This is a genomic window from Vibrio variabilis (genome assembly GCF_003263785.1).
Taxonomy (GTDB): domain Bacteria; phylum Pseudomonadota; class Gammaproteobacteria; order Enterobacterales; family Vibrionaceae; genus Vibrio; species Vibrio variabilis.
Genome location: NZ_JYJK01000134.1, coordinates 12,857 through 34,288 on the forward strand (window position 1 = coordinate 12,857; position 21,432 = coordinate 34,288).

15 protein-coding genes and 5 pseudogenes are annotated in these 21,432 nt (G+C 46.2%); 15 read left to right on the plus strand and 5 right to left on the minus strand.

From position 1 onward, the window contains the following. Nucleotides 1–239 precede the first annotated feature (239 nt). Nucleotides 240–1,771, plus strand: a pseudogene (gene glpD, locus TZ48_RS22720) (glycerol-3-phosphate dehydrogenase). A gap of 29 nt (nt 1,772–1,800) precedes the next feature. Here glpD and TZ48_RS22725 read toward each other — a convergent pair. Beyond that, nucleotides 1,801–2,667: a DMT family transporter gene (locus TZ48_RS22725; protein ID WP_239671043.1), complete on the minus strand. Its 867-nt coding sequence runs from the start codon at nt 2,665–2,667 to the stop codon at nt 1,801–1,803. 187 nt (nt 2,668–2,854) lie between these two features. Between TZ48_RS22725 and TZ48_RS22730 the strand changes: the two genes are divergently transcribed. The 5 genes and pseudogenes from TZ48_RS22730 to TZ48_RS22750 all read left to right on the plus strand — a co-directional run bounded on the left by TZ48_RS22730 (nt 2,855) and on the right by TZ48_RS22750 (nt 6,491). After that, on the plus strand, nt 2,855–3,184 hold the full coding sequence (locus TZ48_RS22730; RefSeq protein WP_112461056.1) for an STAS domain-containing protein: 330 nt from the start codon (nt 2,855–2,857) through the stop codon (nt 3,182–3,184). A 120-nt stretch (nt 3,185–3,304) separates the two neighbouring features. Next, on the plus strand, nt 3,305–4,846 hold the full coding sequence (tyrR, locus tag TZ48_RS22735; RefSeq protein ID WP_112480945.1) for a transcriptional regulator TyrR: 1,542 nt from the start codon (nt 3,305–3,307) through the stop codon (nt 4,844–4,846). Further along, a pseudogene (gene rimJ, locus TZ48_RS22740) lies at nt 4,846–5,423 on the plus strand (ribosomal protein S5-alanine N-acetyltransferase). The gene tyrR and the pseudogene rimJ overlap by 1 nt, the downstream one beginning before the upstream one ends. Next, nucleotides 5,420–6,010: an HD domain-containing protein gene (locus tag TZ48_RS22745; protein ID WP_112480947.1), complete on the plus strand. Its 591-nt coding sequence runs from the start codon at nt 5,420–5,422 to the stop codon at nt 6,008–6,010. Before rimJ ends, TZ48_RS22745 begins: the two are co-directional and overlap by 4 nt. A 65-nt stretch (nt 6,011–6,075) precedes the next feature. Beyond that, nucleotides 6,076–6,491 (plus strand): annotated as a pseudogene (locus tag TZ48_RS22750) (DUF2947 domain-containing protein). Nucleotides 6,492–6,607: 116 nt separating this feature from the next. Here TZ48_RS22750 and TZ48_RS22755 read toward each other — a convergent pair. Next, nucleotides 6,608–7,228: an HAD family hydrolase gene (locus tag TZ48_RS22755; RefSeq protein WP_112480949.1), complete on the minus strand. Its 621-nt coding sequence runs from the start codon at nt 7,226–7,228 to the stop codon at nt 6,608–6,610. A gap of 294 nt (nt 7,229–7,522) precedes the next feature. Here TZ48_RS22755 and tnpA point away from each other — a divergent pair, with 294 nt between their 5' ends. Further along, entirely contained in the window at nt 7,523–7,984 is a 462-nt protein-coding gene (tnpA, locus tag TZ48_RS22760; protein ID WP_112480951.1) for an IS200/IS605 family transposase, read from the plus strand. A gap of 119 nt (nt 7,985–8,103) precedes the next feature. On the opposite strand, the gene TZ48_RS22765 is transcribed toward tnpA, so the two are convergent. Both TZ48_RS22765 and TZ48_RS22770 read right to left on the minus strand, forming a co-directional pair. After that, nucleotides 8,104–9,474, minus strand: coding sequence for an L-serine ammonia-lyase (locus tag TZ48_RS22765; RefSeq protein ID WP_112480953.1), 1,371 nt, complete (start codon nt 9,472–9,474; stop codon nt 8,104–8,106). Nucleotides 9,475–9,488: 14 nt separating this feature from the next. Beyond that, nucleotides 9,489–11,029: pseudogene (locus TZ48_RS22770) on the minus strand (sodium:solute symporter family transporter). 337 nt (nt 11,030–11,366) lie between these two features. On the opposite strand from TZ48_RS22770, the pseudogene TZ48_RS22775 reads away from it, so the two are divergent. From TZ48_RS22775 to dkgB, 8 genes and pseudogenes are all read left to right on the plus strand, one after another. Beyond that, nucleotides 11,367–12,670 (plus strand): annotated as a pseudogene (locus TZ48_RS22775) (MFS transporter). Nucleotides 12,671–12,801: 131 nt separating this feature from the next. Further along, a complete protein-coding gene (locus tag TZ48_RS22780) occupies nt 12,802–13,818 on the plus strand; it encodes a nuclear transport factor 2 family protein (protein WP_112480954.1) in 1,017 nt (338 codons plus the stop codon). A 147-nt stretch (nt 13,819–13,965) separates the two neighbouring features. Then, complete coding sequence (locus tag TZ48_RS22785; protein ID WP_112480955.1) at nt 13,966–15,069, plus strand: porin; 1,104 nt, start codon at nt 13,966–13,968, stop codon at nt 15,067–15,069. Between the two features lie 190 nt (nt 15,070–15,259). Further along, a complete protein-coding gene (locus TZ48_RS22790; RefSeq protein WP_112480957.1) occupies nt 15,260–16,264 on the plus strand; it encodes a LacI family DNA-binding transcriptional regulator in 1,005 nt (334 codons plus the stop codon). 160 nt (nt 16,265–16,424) lie between these two features. Next, nucleotides 16,425–17,927, plus strand: coding sequence for a glucose-6-phosphate dehydrogenase (gene zwf / locus TZ48_RS22795; protein ID WP_112480959.1), 1,503 nt, complete (start codon nt 16,425–16,427; stop codon nt 17,925–17,927). Nucleotides 17,928–18,022: 95 nt separating this feature from the next. Continuing rightward, the gene (gnd, locus tag TZ48_RS22800) at nt 18,023–19,471 is read left to right on the plus strand and encodes a decarboxylating NADP(+)-dependent phosphogluconate dehydrogenase (protein WP_112480961.1); all 1,449 of its coding nucleotides are present in this window, start codon (nt 18,023–18,025) and stop codon (nt 19,469–19,471) included. Between the two features lie 230 nt (nt 19,472–19,701). Beyond that, nucleotides 19,702–20,061 carry a hypothetical protein gene (locus tag TZ48_RS22805; RefSeq protein WP_112480962.1) on the plus strand — a complete coding sequence of 120 codons (360 nt, stop codon included), beginning with the start codon at nt 19,702–19,704 and terminating at the stop codon, nt 20,059–20,061. 153 nt (nt 20,062–20,214) lie between these two features. After that, nucleotides 20,215–21,021, plus strand: a complete 807-nt coding sequence (dkgB, locus tag TZ48_RS22810; RefSeq protein WP_112480964.1) for a 2,5-didehydrogluconate reductase DkgB — start codon at nt 20,215–20,217, stop codon at nt 21,019–21,021. 63 nt (nt 21,022–21,084) lie between these two features. Here dkgB and TZ48_RS22815 read toward each other — a convergent pair whose 3' ends face one another. Beyond that, on the minus strand, nt 21,085–21,432 hold the full coding sequence (locus TZ48_RS22815) for a YajD family HNH nuclease (protein WP_112480965.1): 348 nt from the start codon (nt 21,430–21,432) through the stop codon (nt 21,085–21,087).

Here is a 21,432-nt window from a genome sequence, read left to right on the forward strand (position 1 = left end):
GATAATGAGAGCCTCTGTTCGTTTTCGACCATAGGCCGAAGCGATGCATAGAGCAATATTGGATGATAATAGTGGCGTTGATAATAATATTCAAAGCAGGACGTAGAATGTGTGAGCAAAGTGACAGGAATGAATGAATTTAACATTTTGCTATCAAATTGCTCGCAATGTTCGTTTTCGCGCATTATATTGTTCGTATGTGCTCATAAAAATGACAAGATAAACGGAGGCAAGTGGGAATGGGTGACACGAACAACAATTACGATGTGATAGTTATCGGCGGCGGTATTAATGGTGTGGCTGTGGCGTCCGATGCCGCAGGAAGAGGTTTGAATGTGGCGTTGGTTGAGATGAATGATCTTGCTTCGGCGACGTCGTCGGCGAGCAGCAAACTCATTCATGGCGGCCTTAGATACCTCGAGCATTACGAGTTTCGTTTGGTGTCAGAAGCATTAGCAGAGCGAGAAGTGCTGTTGAAAAACGCTCCCCACTTAGTTGCCCCATTGCGCTTCCAGTTACCTCATCGCCCTCATTTGCGTCCAGCATGGATGATACGTGCAGGGCTTTTCCTTTACGACCACCTAGGAAAGCGCGTGTCATTGCTTGGCAGCAAAGGCGTTAAATTTGCTGGCGATGAAAGTCCACTCCTACCAGAGATGAAAATCGGTTTTGAGTACTCTGACTGTGCGGTTGATGATGCACGTTTGGTTGTCGCTAACGCTATGCTGGCAAGGGAAAAAGGTGCGTCGATATTTACGCAAACTAAATGCACCGGAGCACGCAGATTGGCAGATGGCTGGCTTGTTGAAACAAGCAATGCGTTAACAGGAGAAACGCAGTCGCTACGAGCTAAAGCCTTAGTTAACGCAGCAGGCCCTTGGGTTGACCGCTTTTTTGATGATCAACTGGCTTTACCATCTCCAAGAAGCATCCGATTGGTCAAAGGGAGCCACATTGTTGTTCCTCGCATGTACCAAGGCGACCACGCCTACATTTTGCAAAATGAAGACAAGCGCATTGTTTTCGTTATCCCTTATATGGATAAGTACTCTGTGGTCGGTACCACGGATGTGGATTATCAAGGCGACCCGAGCAAGGTAGCGATTGATGACAATGAAAAGGACTATTTGTGTGAGATAGTGAACCAGCACTTTAAAACAAAAATCAGTCAACAAGACATAGTGTCGGATTGGTCGGGTGTAAGACCGCTGTGTGAGGATGAATCAGATGACCCGCAAGCGGTAACGCGTGATTACACCATTGAGCTTGACGATGAGCTTGATGATGCTCCGTTGCTATCCATTTTTGGCGGTAAGCTCACGACGTATCGTAAGCTTGGACAAGCGGCGGTCGATAAGTTGGCGCCATTCTTCCCGCATATGGGATCGTCTTGGACAAAAGAGGCGATATTGCCGGGGGAAACTTCTCCACCAGAGAAGCTTTAGCGAAAAAAACCGCGAAGCGCTATCCGTGGCTTGATGCTGACCTTATCAATCGTTGGGTACGCGCTTACGGTACAAGCTTGGAGAAAATTGTTGATGGGGCTTCGGATAATGAAGCGCTTGGTGACCATTTTGGTCATGGGCTCTATCAAGCGGAAGTCGATTATCTGATGCAAAACGAGTGGGCGACTAGCTGCGAGGATGTGTTGTGGCGAAGGACTAAACTAGGACTCGAGTTCTCGGAGCTGCAAACTGAGAAGCTCGCAGCGTACATGGCAAGATGCCTATCTGCGCGAAGACTTACCATGCTGAAATGTGCTGGAGAGTAAATAGAGAGCGCGCCAAGGCGCGCTTTTTTTTAGCGTTTTCGCAAGCGAACCATAGAACTGAGGCGATAAAAAATGAGTGAGCCAAGCAGTAGTGAACAACCAAGTATTTTGTTAAACGGCATAGGCTCGTGATATATCATCACGCTCAAAATCAGCGTCCAAATGGGCTCCAATAGCATCAGTAGTGCTGCGTTGGTCGGGTTGGCTAGCTTCTGGCCTGTCGTCTGCATTAAATAGCGCAAGCTTGTCGCTAGAACGACACTAAGCGCAAACCAATTCCAAGTCGTTGTCGAAATTTCGCTTGGCCAAGTCTCGGTAAAGTACGACAGGATAAGACCGAGCACACCAGTAGAAAAGAGTTGCAACGTAGCAAGTAGGATCGGTGAGAGCCGAACTGAGTACTTACTGTTGAAGTTAAAATGCACCGCAAGACCAATAGCAGCAATCAAGAACCACAGTTGGCTGGCATCGAATGTCCAGCTGCCTTTCCATGACAATAAGAACAAACCAATTATGGCGATAGGGAGTGACAGCCAGAACGCGCGGATAGGCTTAGTTTTGAATAACACCCAAGCCACGATTGGCACGATGAGCATAGAAAGGCTCATGATAAACGCGCCTTCACCCAGCGTGTCACTAATAGAAATTGCATAGATCCAGCTAAAAATAGCGCAGCCTAAAAATCCACCCACGCTGAGGGCTCGCAAGCAATCGGCGAGCGGAGCCGCTTTAAGCGCTTTGAGACAAAATGGCAGAAGTAATAGCGACGCAAAAAGAAAGCGCAACCCAATAAAGCCAAAAGGTGGCAATCCGGCAATGGCTTCTTTAGAGAAGACCCATCCGGCACCAGCAAGCAATGTAGTGAAAACTAAAATTAATTCAGCGCGATAGTTCAAAATCGTATGGTCTTTATGTTTTTTGTGTATTCTGCGCCAAAAAACGCGTCTTAGCCACATCAATATTGGGGACAAGCACTGTTTGCTCTCGAATGCTGTACGAATAACGAAATGCGACTATATTCATAAATGCAGATAAATAGAAATTAGACTCAACGTACCGCACACATCTTGGCTAGAGGTGTTTATGACTTTCGCAACGTACAGCAATGACTCGTTGACCGTAATTGAGGTCGAGTCCGCTAGGTTTGACGCCAAACTGGTCACCCAGTTTCGTGATTTTATTGATGATATGCCAGAGACAGGCGATAAGCCAATTTTGCTCGACTTGACCCATGTGAGTTTTATGGACAGTAGTGCCCTTGGGGTATTGATGGCATTCAAGAAGCATCACCAACAATCGGACATTTCTGTCGTCACAGAGAGTGCGCCGGTATTGCAGCTTTTCAAAGTGACCAAAGTCGATCAAATCGTTAAGGTATACAGTGATTTAGAGCAAGCTATTTTGGCTGGTTAACTTTTTACGCTTAAAAACAACGCAAATCGCTCATGCAACTTTCTGTTTTTGTTGACGACTCTCGCTGAGTCATACACACTTAGTGTCAACAATTCGTGACACTTTCTACAGGAACATAAAGTGCGTTTAGAAGTCCTTTGCGAAGACAGACTTGGGTTAACTCGAGAGCTGCTAGATATCTTGGCATCCAATAGTATCGACTTACGTGGTATCGAAATCGATATTACGGGCATCATTTACCTCAATTGCCCAGATATAGACTTTGAAACTTTTCGTGACCTGATGGCGGAAATTCGCCGCATTTCAGGCGTGAAAGACGTACGAAAAATCCAGTTTATGCCTAGTGAGCGACACAACACAGAGTTGGTGTCTTTGCTGACTAATTTACCATACCCAGTACTTTCCATTGATCTTAAAGGCGCCATCGATATGGCGAACCATGCGGCGCTCAAACTACTCGCAAAGAGTGAAGACGAGGCCATGGGTCAGCTTATCTCCCATTTATTGCCAAGCTTTAACTTTGGCAAATGGATCGAAGGCGATATCACCAGACAAAAACAAGCGATTGTCATCGATGGCCTAGATTACACCATGGAGATCTTACCGGTTTACATTACGGGTGAGTCGAATGAAACGGTGCTCGCAAGTGCAGTAATGAGTATTCATCCTACTACTCACGCCATGACAACAGAGTCGCTGGCAGACAGTAACACGTTAGGTTTTGAACACTTTGTCGGTCTCTCAAACCGTCACAAAGCGCTAATGAGCCAAGCGAAAAAGCTTGCCATGCTCGATCAGCCACTTCTCATTGAAGGCGAGACGGGTACAGGTAAAGAGATGTTAGCAAAGGCGTGTCACAACCGCTCTCATCGCGCTTCTCAGCCATTTTTGGTACTCAGCTGTGCCTCTATGCCGGATGATGTGGCGGAAACGGAGCTATTTGGTCATGCACCTGGCTCGTTTAATCATCAACACGGCCACAAAGGCATTTTTGAGCAGGCCAATGGCGGCACTGTTTTACTTGATGAAATTGGCGAGATGAGTCCGCACTTACAAATCAAGCTACTGCGCTTCTTGCAAGATGGTACTTTCCGCCGTGTCGGTGAAGAGCACGAAGTGCACGTCGATGTCCGAATCATCGCTTCCACTCGTCACAATTTAGCGGATTTGGCAGAGCAGGGCGCATTTAGGGAAGATCTGTATTATCGACTCAATGTACTGACGTTGACGATACCGCCGCTCAGAGAGCGCGCGAGCGACATCGCCCCGCTGCTTGAACTGTTTGTGGCTAAGCACAGCGCCAAACTGGGCATCACCAAGCCAGAAGCTGACGATGAACTGTTGGATGCGCTCAGCAATTATCCATGGCCTGGTAACATGAGACAGCTTGACAATATGGTGCTGCGCGCACTTACCCAAGCGAGCGGCGCGAGACTGAAGTTAGAAGACTTCAACTTACCGAAACTGGAAGCGGTGAGCACAGGAAGCGTGAATCTAAACATTGACGGCTCTTTGGATGACATCATGAAAGATTACGAGTCAAAGGTACTCGAAAAGCTCTATCAGTCGTTCCCATCCAGCCGTAAACTTGCCAAGCGATTGAATGTTTCTCACACCTCAATTGCCAACAAGCTGCGTGATTACAACATCAGGAAGAATTAATGGAAGACAGAAGCTCAGCGGTGCAGTTGCATCGCTGTGAAGGTAATGTGCTGGTTCGAAGTTCAGCGCCTTCAGATGCTTACACCGTGGCTCAGTATTTTCGTGATAATCGTGAGTTCTTAGAGCCATGGGAGCCAAAGCGTGAACCTGGTTTCTTCCAAGTGGATACTTGGGCGAATAAGCTGCTCAAACTGGAAGAGTTGCACCGACTAGGTTTGGCTTACTATTGTCTGGTCTTTGATGCAGACACCAAAGAAATGAAGGGGACGGTTTCGTTTAGTAATTTAGTTCGTTTTCCCTTCCATTCATGCAATTTAGGCTACTCTCTGGCTCAAGATGCACAAGGGCAAGGTACATGCGCCGCGCCTTGTCTATGGCCATCCCTTATATGTTTGAGTTTCAAAATATGCATCGCATAGCCGCCAGCTATATGCCTCATAATAAGCGCAGTGAAGCCGTGTTGAAGCATATGGGGTTTGAGCGAGAAGGGTTTGCTAAAGACTACTTGCTGATTAACGGTAAGTGGGAAGATCACATACTGACGGCGCTTCATAATCCAAACTGGAAGGAATCATGAGCAATAGATTAGAGCAGCAACTGAACTTATTGATGGAGTTAGACAGGTTGAAATCTGTCTTGCGCCGTACTCGTATTCGCAGTGCAGAAGGCCGTTTTGAAAACAGCGCCGAACACAGTTGGCATGTCGCTATGATGGCGTTGCTGTTTCAAGAGCATGCCAATGAGCCAGTGGATATAACAAAAGTTATTAAGATGCTGCTTTTGCACGACATTGTCGAAATCGATGCGGGTGATACCTTTGTTTATGATGTCCAGGCGTCTCAGTTGCAAGAGCAAAAAGAGCTTGAAGCGGCGGAACGTTTGTTTGGCATGCTACCTGAAGATCAAGGTGAAGAGCTGTTCACTATTTGGCGTGAGTTTGAACAAGCTGAGTCTTCGGAAGCTAAGTTCGCTAAAGCGCTAGATAGACTAATACCGATGTTACTTAATTATCACAACCAAGGACAAAGTTGGATCGAGAATAAAGTAACGGAGACACAAGCGATTCAGGTGAATCAAAAGATAGAAAAAGGTTCACAAGTGCTTTGGGATAAAGCAAAATCGCTCATTGAAGAAGCCGTCGCAAATGGCTGGTTAAAGAATTAGGAAACTGAATGTCGTACACAACTTTGGATGAATACCAAAGAAAATGGATTTTTACGCACCAATCAATGCCGGTGCCAGAAGCGGATTGGCCTCAGATCAAACCAATGACGCAAGCACGTGCCGCACAGTTTTGGAAAGAAAACATCAGCGCTCAAAGCCAGATGCAGAACGCTTGAGTAGCCAAGACTGGCCAATGAAAGACAATAACTGGTGGGACGAAGTGGATTGGATGCAGGCGTGGGAAGCCGATGAAAACGATCTGCCAGAAGCGGTAGCGCAATTCATTGATTGGCAAGATGACGTGACAGTGTACTTCTGCTACGAAAAGTACAACGTGATTGAGACCAAATGGTCGACCTTCAAACGCTATTGGAAGAACTTCCTATTTTACGATGACGGCCCTATCTTGTTAGGCCGACGCCGCTCTGAAGCGTTATGGTTTTCAACCAACGGCACCGTGAAACTCGGCAAGCGTAAATAAATGATAAAGCCAGCGATATCGCTGGCTTTATTTCGTTTGATTCTTTAATTTTGGCCTATTCAGCTAAACCATAGTCGTGCTTTCTGCCTTAGCTGTTCTCGACTAGCGCAGCACAACTAGAACTCAAGACCGAGCTTACGAAGTGCATGTTCAGCTTGTTCAGCACTTGAAAATTGAATCGCGTGCAGGCCATTTTTCAACGCCCCGTCAACATTGTAAGGCATGTCATCGAGAAATACGGTTTCATTCGCAACAAGGTTATTCTGTTCTAGCAGCGCTTGGTAGATGTCATCACTCGGCTTTAGTACCCCAAGCTCAGCCGAAACGGTGGCATGTTCAAACAGTCCCCAAAACTTGTAGCGCTGTTGCAGGTGGGCGACAATTTCATGAACGTTATCGGTGAGGGCGAAAATTCGATAGCCAGCAGCTTTAAGCTTCTTGATTAGATCGATAGAGCCGTGCAGCAGAATTTGTGTTTCTTTTACATAGTAGAACAGCCTGTCACACTCTTCGGGAGTCAGATCGATCTCAGCTTGGTATCGCGTCTTCGTTTCAGCCTCAGTTAGCTGACCTTTGTTTAGCTCTAGCCAAATATCGTTTTGAAAAATCTGTTTCGCACGCTGGTGGGAAGCATCACCTTGGGTACCAAACGTTAAATTGACGATTTCAATTGGAGACCACCGGACAATCACGTTGCCTACGTCAAAAACCACATTCTTTATTGAAGCGCTACTCACGATTGATTCCTTGTAATTGGGAAGACTCTAAAGCGTATCTTGGATTGATTACAAATGCTGTGCTACTGGCTGAAAATATTTCAAAACCAAACAAGGTGTTTGTGTTGTAAAAGGTGGTATAAAAAACGGCAGCCTCGCGGCCGCCGTTTTGTTGTAACAAGAAAACCCCCAGCTTGGCTGGGGGTTCCGTAAAGCTTTCAGCTATAAGCCAGTTATCTAACCCCTTTCAATTTGATACAAACAACTTGTGGTCTGGCAACTACAAGAGTTAATCAAGAATTGAAAGGGGTCCCAATGGGGGACGAAAAGAGCTTAGCGCACACGCGATGGAATTGTAAATATCATATAGTTTTTGCACCGAAGTACAGAAGGCAGGTGTTCTACGGAGAGAAGCGAAGGGCAGTAGGCGAGATACTTCGGAAATTATGTGAGTGGAAAAATGTGAATATAATCGAAGCGGAATGCTGTCCAGATCATATTCATATGCTTTTGGAAATACCACCGAAGATGAGTGTCTCATCGTTCGTGGGGTATCTGAAAGGAAAAAGTAGCTTGATGCTTTATGAGCAGTTTGGGGACTTGAAGTTCAAATATAGAAATCGGCAGTTTTGGTGTCGAGGGTACTATGTTGATACGGTGGGCAAGAACACCAGCAAGATCCAAGGCTACATTAAGCACCAACTAGAGCAGGATAAAATGGGAGATCAGTTGTCGATCCCGTATCCAGGTAGCCCGTTTACGGGCCGCAAGCGATAGTCATATGCAAATGTCAGATCACTGAGCGCCTGTTAGGGCGCGGCTAGCATGAAAGCCTTACAGGCGCATATGAAAAACCACCGGCTATGCCGGTGGATTTTTTTTTTACTTCAATTTGTCTATTCACAAGGTGGAGCAAGGTGAATCAGTGCTAAACCGCCTTGAGACGTCTCTCGATATTTCTTATTCATATCTTTACCAGTTTGGTACATGGTATCAATGACTTTATCGAGAGAGATTAAGCACTTACTTGTACGTTTAAGCGCCATGCGGGAAGCGTTAATCGCTTTCATCGCACCCATTGCGTTTCGTTCAATACATGGAACCTGCACCAACCCACCGATAGGGTCACAAGTCATACCGAGTGAGTGCTCCATCGCGATTTCTGCCGCGATACACATTTGTTCGTTACTGCCGCCGCGAAGCGCTGTTAGGCCTGCTGCTGCCATTGAAGAAGATACACCAACTTCACCCTGACAACCTACTTCAGCACCAGAGATAGAGGCATTGGTTTTGTACAAGATACCAATAGCGCCGGACACAGCAAGGAAGTCTTTAAGCTGTTTGGTGTCTAGCTCTTTGATGAATCTGTGATAGTACATCAGAACCGCGGGAATGACGCCGGCAGCGCCGTTAGTTGGGGAGGTCACCACTTGACCGCCCGCTGCGTTCTCTTCGCTAACAGCAAAAGCGAACAGGTTAATCCAATCCATGATTTCCATTGGATCGTTTTCTATTGCCGCGTTCGCTTCAAGCTTCTTAAGAAGATTAGGTGCACGGCGTGTCACGTTTAGACCGCCATCTAAAATCCCTTCTGTTTCAAAGCCACGTTCCATACAGCGTGTCATTACACGCCAAATTTGTTCCGTTTTTGCGTTTATATCTTCGATGTCCTTAAACGCGAGTTCGTTACGAAGCACCATACCGCCAAGACTCATGCCATTCTTCTCGGCAAGCGCTAACATCTCATCTGCGCTGGTGAATGGATACTCAACGCTGACTTCTTCTTCGTCTTTGCCGTGCTGCAACTCATGTTCCGTCGCAATGAAGCCGCCACCGATTGAGTAATAGGTCTCGAAACCCACACGATTACCTTCGTTATCAAAAGCAGAGATAGTCATGCCATTTTCATGAAGAGGGAGGTTTTCCTCATGAAACAGCATATCGGTTTTGTAGTTGAATGAGATGTTACGCGTACCTGCAAGAGGCAGTTCGCCCTCATCAATTGCCTTTTTCATCGCTTGGTTAGCACTTGAAATCTTGATGGTGTCCGGCTTGTTGCCAAGTAGACCTAAGATTGTCGCTCTATCGGTATGGTGACCAATACCCGTTAAAGAGAGCGAACCATAGAGGTCTATCTGTACGCGAGTCACCTTATCAAGGTTGTCAGCAATGAGCTTTGTGAACTGATAGCCAGCGATCATTGGGCCGTTCGTATGGGAACTTGAAGGGCCGACACCAACTTTATATATGTCGAAGATGGACAACATAACTTAATACCTTATTACAGCAGTACTGAACCAAGCCAGTCGGGGATATATAGACAAATAACCACAGTGAACGCTGCGAAGACAAATAGCCCATAGTGGCTGGCTTTTGGCTTAGCGATCAAGTGCTTCTGTTTATGAATAAAGTCTAGCTGCTCGGGCGTTACTTCGCCCCATTTATAGCTAGCGGCCAATCCTACGACCAAAAATACCAAAGTCCCTATTGGTGCAAACCACGGCCACGCAATGTCCATTCCTTTGGCAGCAAATACGGCGACCATGCTAACAATACTTCCGAGAATAATGCCTTTTTCGTTGGCTTTCTTAGAAGCTATTCCTAACACAAAAGAGCCAAGACGAATACCTACAAAAATTGAGGTCAGACTAGCGATCGTCTTTAATACGGATTCGTTAGATACCGCCAAAATTGCCGGTACGACTACCGAAGCGGCTGCGACCAAACTCATTTTTCTCGCGGTACTTTCATAATGCGCATCTTCAGCATCGGTTTTAATGAAGCGCTTATAAATATCAAATGTCGCAACGGTTGCCATTGAGTTGTAGGTTGAATCCAGTGTCGACATCGCCGCGGCTGCTAATGCTGAAATGATCAAACCAATAATAATCGGATTGGTGTGGTTAAACACAAAATCAAGATAACTTCATTTTGGTTATCAAAGACTTGACCATCGTAAAACAGGTTGAGCAGGACACCTAAGACTGCGAACAGCAGATAGATGAAAAACGCACCGTAACCGCAAAGCAGCATCGACTTTTGAGCTGTATTGACGCACTTGGTTGCCAAAGTGCGCTGGATTATCAGTTGATTAGTGCCGTAGACGCTGAGGTGTAGAAAGGCAACCGCGACTAGTCCCGCCCAAAGTGTCGTATCGACACTTGGATCCATACTCAGGTTGATGACGTTGAGCATCTCAGGTGTCGATTTCACGCCGCTATCTATGTCGAAAATTAAAATAAAGAAGATAGCGATAGTACCAATGACTAGGATCAGCGACTGAAGCATATCTGTCCAAATGACCGTCGAAATACCGCCGGCATAGGTGTAAATAGCGGTAAATAGGCTGATACATAAGATCGCTTGGGTAATGGTGATGGGTAACACCTGAACCAGAATGAGCGACACCGCATACAAGATGACACCTGCGGAAATACATTGCACCACAAGAAAAACGATCGAGTTGATGGTTCTGGCATAGATACCAAAACGCATCTCTAGATACTCATAGATAGAAGTCAGCTTGAGCTTGTAGAAGATAGGAACGAAAAACACCACGGTGAAAAAGATCACCAAAGGGTAGTTGAGGTGGATCGCCATCGCTTCCATCCCTGTCCCATAGACCCAACCGGGCATTCCGATGAAGGTCATTGCACTTATATAAGTCGCGAGAATGGATACTCCCGCTGTAAACCAACCGAATTGACGTCCACCTGTCGAAAAGTCTCCACCCGTTTTCAGCTTCCTATTTACTAAGTAGCTGATAAATATGGTTGTTGTAATGTATAGGGCGATTACAACGAGGCTTGAGTACGTAACCATTCTTGATTATTCCAAAACATCTTTTGCTTCAAATTCGAGTGGATTCTATCGTCATTGTAGGCGAATGATACAGTTCTGAGTCAATAAATGTGAGATTTATCGACTAAACTGACGGTAAATACATCAAAATGGCGAATTTTGCGTGTTAGTGTGATCGTTGTCACTAAAATTCGTGCATTGGGTGCGTATTCATAGGTTTTTGATATGGATCACGGATCTTTAAACCACAAAAAAAGTAAGATTCATCTCGCAGGACGGGGGCAGTCAAACAAAGTTTAGAAACACTGTGCTCGCCATCAAAACTAATATACCTAATTAAAATAAGGGTTTAACGGCTATGACCGCTAAAAAACACATGAGCGAAGTTCCAATGATCCAAAGGGTAGCTGCCTACTTAGCTATCTTGGTTGGTTACTTCTTTTACTGTTATAACTTTGTAATTATTGACTACGTACGCCCCTACATCGTTGAAGCGTACGACGGAATTAGCTTGTCGGATACGGCTCAGTTCTATACTTGGCAGTCCGTTGGTGCCTGATTGGTGCATTAAGTTGTGCTTGGTTCGCAACCAAGTTTGGTAAAAAGAACACCTTGATTGCTATTACAGCACTGAACGGTGGTGCAACCATCATCAATATGATGTTTACCGACTACGCAACATGGGCTGCAATGCGTTTCATCATCGGTCTATCGTTGGGTGGCTACTTCACGGTGGCTGTTTCATTGATGATCGGTCTATTCACACCAACAGTGCGTGGTAAGTTAACAGCCTTTGCATCTTCTATGTTCTCTGTTGCTCTAGTAGTAATGGGTGCGTATGCAGCATTTATCACAAGCATCGACGCTCCATGGCAAAGTCTCATGTGGGTTGGTGGTGTGCCACCACTCGCGGCAGCAGCGCTAATGATCTTCGTTCTACCGAGCGACAAGAAAGTCATCGCTTACGGTGAGGAAGAGCAGGCGAAGGCGGAAGCTTCAACAGACGCTAACGTGACGGCGAAGAAAGGTTCTTGGGGTGAAATGCTTAGCAAGCCTTACCGCGCTATCACTATCACGTGTTTGCTACTGTCAGGTCTTAACTTCTACGGCTTCCAATTCTTCGGCGGTTTCGTAACGACCTACCTACGAGAAGTTCGTATGTTTGACGGTGCCACTATCGGTCTTATTTTCTCTATCTCAGCATTTGGGTCGCTATTTGGCGCTTGGTTCTGGGGTTGGGCGGCAGACAAGTTTGGTCGTAAGGTGAATGCATTTGGTTTCATCCTCGCCGGTATCATGGTGTCAATCTTCTTCATCGCACCGGGTGACATGGTGATTGGCGGCCTTAACATGCTGGCTATCCTTGGCCTGATTTATAACTTCGGTCTGTCTTCATCAGCGGTATGGGGTGGTTACTTCTCAGAGCTATTCCCAGCACACCTTCGCAGCTACGGTGCAGCCCTGTTCCACGGTGGTCGTATCCTAGGTATGTGGGCACCAATGGTCCTTATCTTTATCCAAGAGCGTACCGACCTACAAACAGCAATGTGGGGTTCACCAATCGTATGGATCATCGCAGGTCTTCTATGGCTAACACTACCAGAGACACTGAAAGGCGGCGTGTTCCACAAAGAGAAAAAAGTACAACAAGCGAGTGCTTAATAAAAAGCATTGGCTGGAAAAACAAGGTTGGCGGGTAGAGGTTTTCCAATACTGCTAATACCAGCTGACCAGCTAACTTATATTACGAGTCCTGTTCCGAAACTGACTCATCATTAATAAGAGAGATGATTATGTCTAACTATCAAGAAGCAAAACGCGTTGTTCGTAACTACTTCGACGCAATGGAAAACGCAACGCACGAAAACGTTGCTGAAGTACTAAAAGCTCACACTTCAGAAGATTACCTATGGCGCGGTGTTTACCCGTTCCGTGAGCAAGAGGGTGCACAAGCAGCGGCGGACGTTTTCTGGGCTCCTTTGATGAAATCTATGACTCGCATGCAGCGTCGCCAAGATATCTTTATCGGCGGTGAGAACGAAGTCACTTCAGGTGAAATCTGGGTGATGAGCATGGGTCACTTCATGGGTCTATTCGACGCTGAATACCTAGGTATGCGTCCAACAGGCAAAATCATGAACATCCGTTACGCTGAATTCAACTGCGTAGAGAACGGTAAAATTACTAAAACCGGTCTTTTCCTAGACCTACTAGGTGTGATGGATCAAGCGGGTTGCTACCCACTTCCACCGTCAACAGGTAAGCACTTCACTTACCCAGGCCCTCGTAACCACGACGGTCTACTGTTTGAAGATGCAGCGCCTGAAGAAGGTCAAGCAACTCTTGATCTAGTAAACAAGATGGTTGCTGATCTTTCTGCACTTAACGACAGCGGTGCAATGGGTTGTCCACCAGAAGTACTAGCGAAGAGCTGGTCTGAAGACATGATTTGGTACGGTCCATGTGGTATCGGTGCATCTTACACGATCCCTCGTTACCAGCAGCAGCACCAGCTTCCGTTCCGTAACAACCTAAAAGACAAGAAGTTTAACGGCCACGTATGTCGTTTCGCAGAAGGCAGCTTCTCTTGTTTCTTCGGCTGGCCAAACCTATCTAACACGCCAATCGGTGGTTTCCTAGGTATGACTGGCGGCGAAGTTCGTGCGGACATGCAAGTAGTAGACGTTTACTACCGTGACGGCGACAAGCTATCTGAGAACTGGGTACTGATCGACCTTCCTTACTGGCTAAAACAGCAAGGTCTAGACGTGTTCGAGCGTACTTCAAGCATCCTAAACCCTTCTCTATAAGAGCAAACCCTACGGCTTGAGCGTCCTCTCAACCTCAAGCCTGCTCCCAACCGATGCCACAGGACGTGGCATCGTTTTTCCTGATGATTATTTTTAAACGGGCTGTTAGGCACGGAGGCTTTCTATTGCCTGTAAAGTAGGAAGCAAATGAAAAAGTCTGCATTAAGTGTACTAGTGGTAACTGCACTGACTTCTGCCTCTGCAATGGCCGCACACTCTTTTACCAATGACAATGGTGACTCTTTAACTATTGATGGCCGTTTTGAAGTTCGCTACCAAAACAAAGCACGCAATTTTGATGACACAGCTGGCGAATATGAAGCTCGCACCGATGAATTCAACAGTGGTAGTTCTCGATTCGGTTTTAAAGGCGTTAAGCAACTTGAAAATGGTTGGCAAGGCTTTGGTCACGCAGAGTGGGGTTATAACTCTTCGTCTACTGCCAATGACATTTACAGCCGACTTCTATACGCAGGTGTAGAACACGAAAAATGGGGTAAGATCGCTGCAGGTACTAAGCAGTGGAGTACTTTCTATGATGTGGCTTGGTACACCGACTTGGGTCGTACTTATGGGTCACGTGGTACTGGCTATTACAACCTAGCGGATTGGGGTATTGCTTCAGGCACTGGCCGTGCAGAAAACTCTATTACTTATCGCAACAACGTGGGTGGTGACTGGAAATACGGCTTTACTTACCAAACGACACGTAACGATGTTGCTTTAGCTGGCAATGCAACTGCAACATTGAAAAACGGTATGGGCGCTTCTACCTCTTACTCGTTTGAAAATGGCCTAACGCTTGGTTTGGCGTATCACCAGAATGAGCTTACTGATATCGAGAATGCATCTAACATCAACGATGGTGACATTCAACGTATCGCGTTGCTTGGTGCGAACTATTCACTAGGCGGCTTCTATGTTGGTGCGACATACAGCGAAGGTTCTAACTGGGAAGTAAACGACAACGCTGAGTTTTATGATTCGCGTGGCGCAGAGCTATACACCTACTACCATTTCGAAAACGGTCTTCGTCCAACGCTTAACGTTAACTACTTAACTAGTAAAGACGACAATGGTAACGGCTACGAGCGTCAAACCATCATTCCTGGCTTAGAGTATCACTTTACAAAGAACACCTTCCTTCTTTGGGCTGAATACCAGTTTGACCAAGGTAACGACCAATACGTTCAAGACCACTACGATAACCGCGACAACCAGTTCTCTGCGGGTATCCGTTACTACTTCTAATGAATTGTTCCCTTAACCTGTGGCAGTTTGGGAACAGGTAATTGTTGCAGGTTGATGGGTACAACCCAAATTAGATGGTATTTATGTGCTAAAGCCTTACATTTAAATGATGTAAGGCTTTTCTGTTTATGCATACGTACCAAATTATGCTACATTTAGCGCCATTGGCTCGGTGAATTAAACAAAATAAATGAATATTCCAAAACAGACGGTCACGTCAAAAGATGTCGCTAAACTCGCAGGGGTGTCACAATCGACGGTATCCCGTGTGTTTGTTGAAGGGAGCTCTGTCGCAGAAAAGACTAAACAAAAGGTGTTTGAGGCAGCAAAAGCACTCAACTATCGCCCCAATGCATTCGCTCGAAGCTTGACGACCAATCAGTCTAAACTTATCGGCTTAGTCTTCCCTGATGCGGATTATCCAATCCACATGAAAACGCTGCAGCTCATCAGTAGTGAGTTGCAAAAAATCGGCTATTCAGCGGTGCTCATTCCGTGGCAAGTTGATGACGAGAACCAACACTCGATTCCCAACATTTTCCAGTATCGAGTCGACGGTGTTATTGCCGCCTCCGCGACGTTCAATACCGCGCTTTACGATGAGTGTGAAGAGTTTAATATTCCTATCGTGCAATACGCCCGTGTTGTTGAAGGTACTAAGAGTAGCTACGTGATCAGTGATAACTACTCAGCGGGGCAAATCGCTGCACAGCGCTTTGCGGATAGTAAGTTGTCTGATGTCGTTTATTTAACGGGTGAGGTTCCAACCTTGACGAACCAAGAGCGCGTCAATGGGTTTTGTGATGAATTTCAGTCGTTAACAGGCAAGACCCCAAAAGTCGTTGAAGCTAACTACGATTATGGCGGTGCGCTAGAGGAGATCCGCACGTTGCTAAAAAGCGGAGCAAAACCACAAGGCGTGTTCTGTGCGACAGACAACCTAGCGATGGCGTTTATGGATATCGCTCGTTTCGAGTTCGATTTAAAGATCCCTGAGGATGTTCAGGTGATTGGCTTTGATGACATACCACAGGCGACTTGGTTGAGCTATGAGCTGTCGACCTTCCGCCAAGACTTCACTCGTCTCGCTAGAGAATCGGTAAAAATCATTTCAAATCAAATCAAAGAAAAGGACTCAAGCTTGGTACGCTTGATGGTTCCGGTGCGCTTTATTGAGCGAAATAGTACCAAGTAACCTCGCTTTGTTTATCTACGTCTATACTAGACTTGGTCAGACCTTATCATTCGAGTGAATTTGCCTATCCTTTGGATAGGCAAAACTTATTTTCTTTTTATCTAGCACGCTGTTAACATTGCGTCCGCTAAACAATTGCCCCATTGTCTAAGGAAAAAAGATGGTAATACCTGAAAACAGTAGCATCGTGATTTTTGGTGCTTCAGGCGACCTTACGTACCGTAAGTTGATCCCTGCTCTTTACCATTTGTACGCTAGCGACCAGCTGCCAAAATCATTTGCTATTCTTGGTGTCAGCCGTACTCAGTACAGTGATGAGTCCTATCGCGAGAAGTTGAAAACTTCTTTGCAAGAGATGGAAAAGACCGAGCCAGAAACGCTCGACGCATTTTGTAACCATCTTCATTATCAAGCGATTGATACCTCAGATACTCAAGACTACGCGAAACTCGCGACCCGCCTCGATGACGTTGCTAACCAATACGGTTTTGAACAACGTAACACGCTATTCTATTTGGCGACGCCGCCAAGTCTTTACAGCATTATCCCTGCGAGCCTAGCTGCTCACGGCCTTAATGATGAAAGCCAAGGCTGGAAACGCCTCATTATCGAAAAGCCATTTGGCTATGATTTAGCATCTGCACGTAAACTCGACAAAGAGATCCACGAGCACTTCCAAGAGCACCAAATCTATCGTATCGACCACTACCTTGGTAAAGAAACGGTTCAGAACCTACTTGTTCTGCGTTTCTCAAATGCGATGTTTGAACCGCTTTGGAACCACCAGTACGTCGACTACGTCGAAATCACTGGTGCGGAATTCCTCGGTGTTGAAGAGCGTGGTGGCTATTACGATGGCTCTGGCGCGGTGCGCGATATGTTCCAAAACCACTTGCTACAAGTGCTAGCGATGGTGGGTATGGAATCTCCGGCACAAATTAATGCTGACGCGATCCGCAACGAAGTTGTTAAAGTGCTGCAATGTCTGCGCCCGCTATCTGATGACGATTTGCGAAACAACCTTGTATTGGGTCAATACACAGAATCAAACGTTCGCGGGCAGTTCCTGCCAAGCTATCGTGATGAACATGGCGTAGCGGATGACTCGCGTACGGAAACCTACGTTGGTTTGAAGATGTTTATCGACAACTGGCGTTGGAATGGCGTGCCTTTTTATGTGCGCACAGGTAAACGTTTGCCAACACGCGTGACTGAAGTTGTGATTCACTTTAAACAAACGCCGCACCCAGTGTTTGGTAAAGATGCACCAGAAAACAAACTGATCATTCGTATTCAGCCGGATGAAGGCATTCAAATGAGCTTTGGCTTAAAAGAGCCGGGTGCTGGTTTTAATGCCAAAGAAGTGAAGATGAACTTCCACTATGCGTCGCTACAAGAAACGCAAATGCTAACCGCCTATGAGCGTCTTCTTCTTGATGCGCTAAATGGTGATGCAACGCTATTTGCCCGCAGCGACGCAGTTGAAGCGTGTTGGGAGTTCGTACAACCGATTCTGGACTTCAAGCAAGATCCACAAGCGCTATTTGGCTATGCATGTGGCACTTGGGGACCGAAAGAGTGTGATCAGCTGCTTCATAACGACGGTCGCGCATGGCGCTTCCCTTGTAAGAACCTGACAGACACAGATTACTGCGAACTGTAATCAAAGAATTATGTCGCGCTAGGAGAGCTGCACAACTTGGCGTGACCAAAAATTTCAAAGCAGCAAGTTAAGTTGCCGAATTGATGGAGAGAATGATGAAAGGTGATATTGGTGTAATTGGTCTGGCGGTAATGGGTCAGAACCTTATCCTAAACATGAATGACCATGGCTTTAAAGTTGTGGCTCACAACCGTACTGCTGCAAAAGTTGACGAGTTCCTGGAAGGCCCTGCGAAAGGCACTAACATTGTTGGCGCATACTCACTAGAAGAGCTAGTTGAGAAGCTAGAAACACCACGTAAAGTGATGCTAATGGTACGTGCTGGTGACGTTGTTGATAAGTTCATCGAAGCGCTAGTACCACTACTAGACAAAGGCGACATCATCATTGATGGTGGTAACACAAACTACCCAGATACAAACCGCCGCGTTGCAGCTCTTCGTGAGAAAGGCATCCACTTCATCGGTACTGGTGTTTCTGGTGGTGAAGAAGGCGCGCGTTTCGGTCCTTCAATCATGCCAGGTGGCGCTTCAGAAGCTTGGGAAGCGGTAAAGCCTATCTTCCAAGGCATCTCTGCAAAAACTGACGCTGGTGAGCCTTGCTGTGACTGGGTTGGTAACGATGGTGCAGGCCACTTCGTTAAAATGGTACACAACGGCATCGAATACGGTGACATGCAGTTGATCACTGAAGCGTACCAGTTCATGAAAGACGGTCTTGGTATGTCTGCTGACGAAATGCAGGCAGTGTTTGCTGATTGGAACAAGACTGAACTAGACAGCTACCTAGTAGAAATCACGGCTGACATCCTTGGCTATAAAGATGAAGACGGCGAGCCACTAGTAGAGAAGATCCTTGATACTGCCGGCCAAAAAGGCACGGGTAAATGGACAGGTATCAACGCACTTGACCTAGGTATTCCACTAACGCTTATCTCTGAGTCTGTATTCTCTCGTTGTCTGTCTGCTCTTAAAGACCAGCGCGTTGAAGCAGAGTCTCTATTCGGTAAGACAATCACACCAGTAGAAGGTGATAAGCAAGAGTGGGTTGATGCACTTCGTCAAGCGCTCCTCGCTTCTAAAATCATCTCTTACGCTCAAGGTTTCATGCTAATGCGTGAAGCATCAAACGAGAACGGTTGGGATCTAAACTACGGTAATGTAGCACTCATGTGGCGTGGTGGTTGTATCATCCGCTCTGCATTCCTAGGTAACATCCGTGATGCATACGAAGCGAACCCAGACATCGCATTCCTAGGTTCTGATGAGTACTTCAAAAACATCCTACAAAGCAGCCTAGCAGCATGGCGTAAAGTAGCAGCGAAATCTCTAGAAGCGGGCATCCCAATGCCATGTACGATTTCAGCGCTGTCTTTCCTAGACGGTTACACAACAGCACGTCTACCTGCTAACTTGCTTCAAGCTCAACGTGACTACTTCGGTGCTCACACTTACGAGCGTACTGACCGTCCACGTGGTGAGTTCTTCCACACTAACTGGACTGGTACAGGCGGCGATACTGCGTCTACAACTTACGACGTGTAATCCGTTCGAGATTTAGAACAATGGTTGGAAGCCTTGCTATTTAGCGAGGCTTTTTTTCGTCTAATGCTAAGAAACAGAAGCACGTCGCAGGGTTCGTTCATTACTGCGAGACCTATTCGAAAATCATATACCTTCTAACACGCGACAAACGTGAACGTCTGTCATAATGGAATGACTTTCATAGATAACATTGGACCGTTATCAAAAGGACTACTTAAAAAGGAAACGCGATGAGCTCATATCTCAATATTCTCTCTGCTGACGCTGCGTTATTTGACTTAGTGACGAAATCTCCACAACTTGCTGACGTCGACTTCATTTCTCTTCCCCCTTTAGATGGTAAGCCAAGTGTTGCTTACTTTGGGCCAAAGCTGGATAACCACACGATTTTAGAGCGATTGTCAAAGCAGGTGAGCGACAAGGATATTTACTATCGGTATACAGACACTCGCCAACAAGGTGCAGACAGTGCATTAGTTCACTACCGTAATGGGATCACTCGGGTATTGCTTAAGTTTTCTAGCGATAATGGGGATTCACTGCGTTATCAAAATGAGTTGATTGCCGAAACGCATCAGGTCAGCCTGTAGACCTGTTATCAGTCCCTCTTTCATTTACAGTATGAGGCTAAAGTAAGAGGGACTTTTGCAAAAAGGACAAAAGACATTTGTGACTTTGGTAATAAATTGTCATTCGGCAACTTGGTAGACTGACCGGATAACAATCAAAACTAAGGAGAAATCATGTCCCTTTCAATTCCAACGCTTGGTGCTGGCACATTTCGTTTAAAAGGTGAAGATGCTTACAATTCGGTAAAAATGGCATTAGAGGCCGGCTATCGCCACATCGATACCGCGCAGATATACGGCAATGAAAAAGAAGTCGGTCAAGCGATAGCGGATTCGGGTATTGCACGTGCAGATTTGTATGTCACCACCAAAATCTGGATGGATAAGTTGGGGAAAGCGTCGTTCCTCCCAAGTCTTGATGAGAGCCTAAAAGACTTGCAGCTAGAGCAGGTTGATTTGCTATTGATCCACTGGCCTCTAAAAGACGATGCAGTCCCAATGGAAGAGTATTTAAAGGAACTAAAACACGCGCAGGATACGGGGCTTGCTCGTCATATTGGCGTATCTAACTTTACCGTAGCGCAAATGCAGCAGGCGATTGATATTTTAGGCGAGGGCGTTCTATACACCAATCAGGTTGAAGTTCACCCTTATCTGCAAAACCGTCAGGTTGTTGATTTTTGTCAACAGCACAACCTTATTGTGACTGGCTATATGCCGTTTGCGTACGGTGACGTGTTGAAGGACGGTTCAATTAAACATATTGCTGATAAACATCAGGCAACACCTGCCCAAATTGTGTTGGCATGGATGGCGAAATCAGGTTTTGTGACCATCCCATCGTCGACTAAAAAAGCCAACATCGAGAGTAACCTTGGCTACGTAGATGTCATGCTTACCGATGAAGATATGGTGACCATTGCTAACCTTGATAGAGGTCACCGCTTGGCGAATCCAGATTTTGCGCCAGAGTGGGATTAAGCGTTCCAAAAAATCAAAACTATAAAAACGTCAGGTGAAAGCCTGACGTTTTTTCATGAGGGGTTATTTCTTTTTCATCATATTAGCCAGATCGGCGAATGGATTGTGTGTCGCCGTTTGATGATTGTCCTCGCCCGGTTTCACCTCGCTACCGTACAAATCATGTTCGGTATACTTTGAATGCTCGTGATCATGACAGTAAAGGCACAGCAACTCCCAGTTACTGCCGTCTTCGGGGTTGTTGGTATGATCGTGATCTTTATGGTGAACCGTGAGTTCTCGTAGATTGGAATAGACAAACTCGCGCGCGCAGCTGCCACATACCCAAGGGTAGAGCTTGAGCGCTTTCTCTCGGTAGTCACTCTCTTTGCGTGCATAAGCGGCACTGGTGCCAAAATAGTCAGAAGACAT

What these genes read in the sequence shown, in the direction of transcription:
- TZ48_RS22790 (WP_112480957.1), top strand. Translation starts at nt 15,260, where the DNA reads ATGAATATTCCAAAACAGACGGTCACGTCAAAAGATGTCGCTAAACTC.
- TZ48_RS22805 (WP_112480962.1), top strand. Translation starts at nt 19,702, where the DNA reads ATGAGCTCATATCTCAATATTCTCTCTGCTGACGCTGCGTTATTTGAC.
- TZ48_RS22765 (WP_112480953.1), bottom strand. Translation starts at nt 9,474, where the DNA reads ATGTTGTCCATCTTCGACATATATAAAGTTGGTGTCGGCCCTTCAAGT.
- tnpA (WP_112480951.1), top strand. Translation starts at nt 7,523, where the DNA reads ATGGGGGACGAAAAGAGCTTAGCGCACACGCGATGGAATTGTAAATAT.
- zwf (WP_112480959.1), top strand. Translation starts at nt 16,425, where the DNA reads ATGGTAATACCTGAAAACAGTAGCATCGTGATTTTTGGTGCTTCAGGC.
- TZ48_RS22780 (WP_112480954.1), top strand. Translation starts at nt 12,802, where the DNA reads ATGTCTAACTATCAAGAAGCAAAACGCGTTGTTCGTAACTACTTCGAC.
- TZ48_RS22785 (WP_112480955.1), top strand. Translation starts at nt 13,966, where the DNA reads ATGAAAAAGTCTGCATTAAGTGTACTAGTGGTAACTGCACTGACTTCT.
- TZ48_RS22745 (WP_112480947.1), top strand. Translation starts at nt 5,420, where the DNA reads ATGAGCAATAGATTAGAGCAGCAACTGAACTTATTGATGGAGTTAGAC.
- TZ48_RS22815 (WP_112480965.1), bottom strand. Translation starts at nt 21,432, where the DNA reads ATGTCTTCTGACTATTTTGGCACCAGTGCCGCTTATGCACGCAAAGAG.
- dkgB (WP_112480964.1), top strand. Translation starts at nt 20,215, where the DNA reads ATGTCCCTTTCAATTCCAACGCTTGGTGCTGGCACATTTCGTTTAAAA.
- gnd (WP_112480961.1), top strand. Translation starts at nt 18,023, where the DNA reads ATGAAAGGTGATATTGGTGTAATTGGTCTGGCGGTAATGGGTCAGAAC.
- TZ48_RS22730 (WP_112461056.1), top strand. Translation starts at nt 2,855, where the DNA reads ATGACTTTCGCAACGTACAGCAATGACTCGTTGACCGTAATTGAGGTC.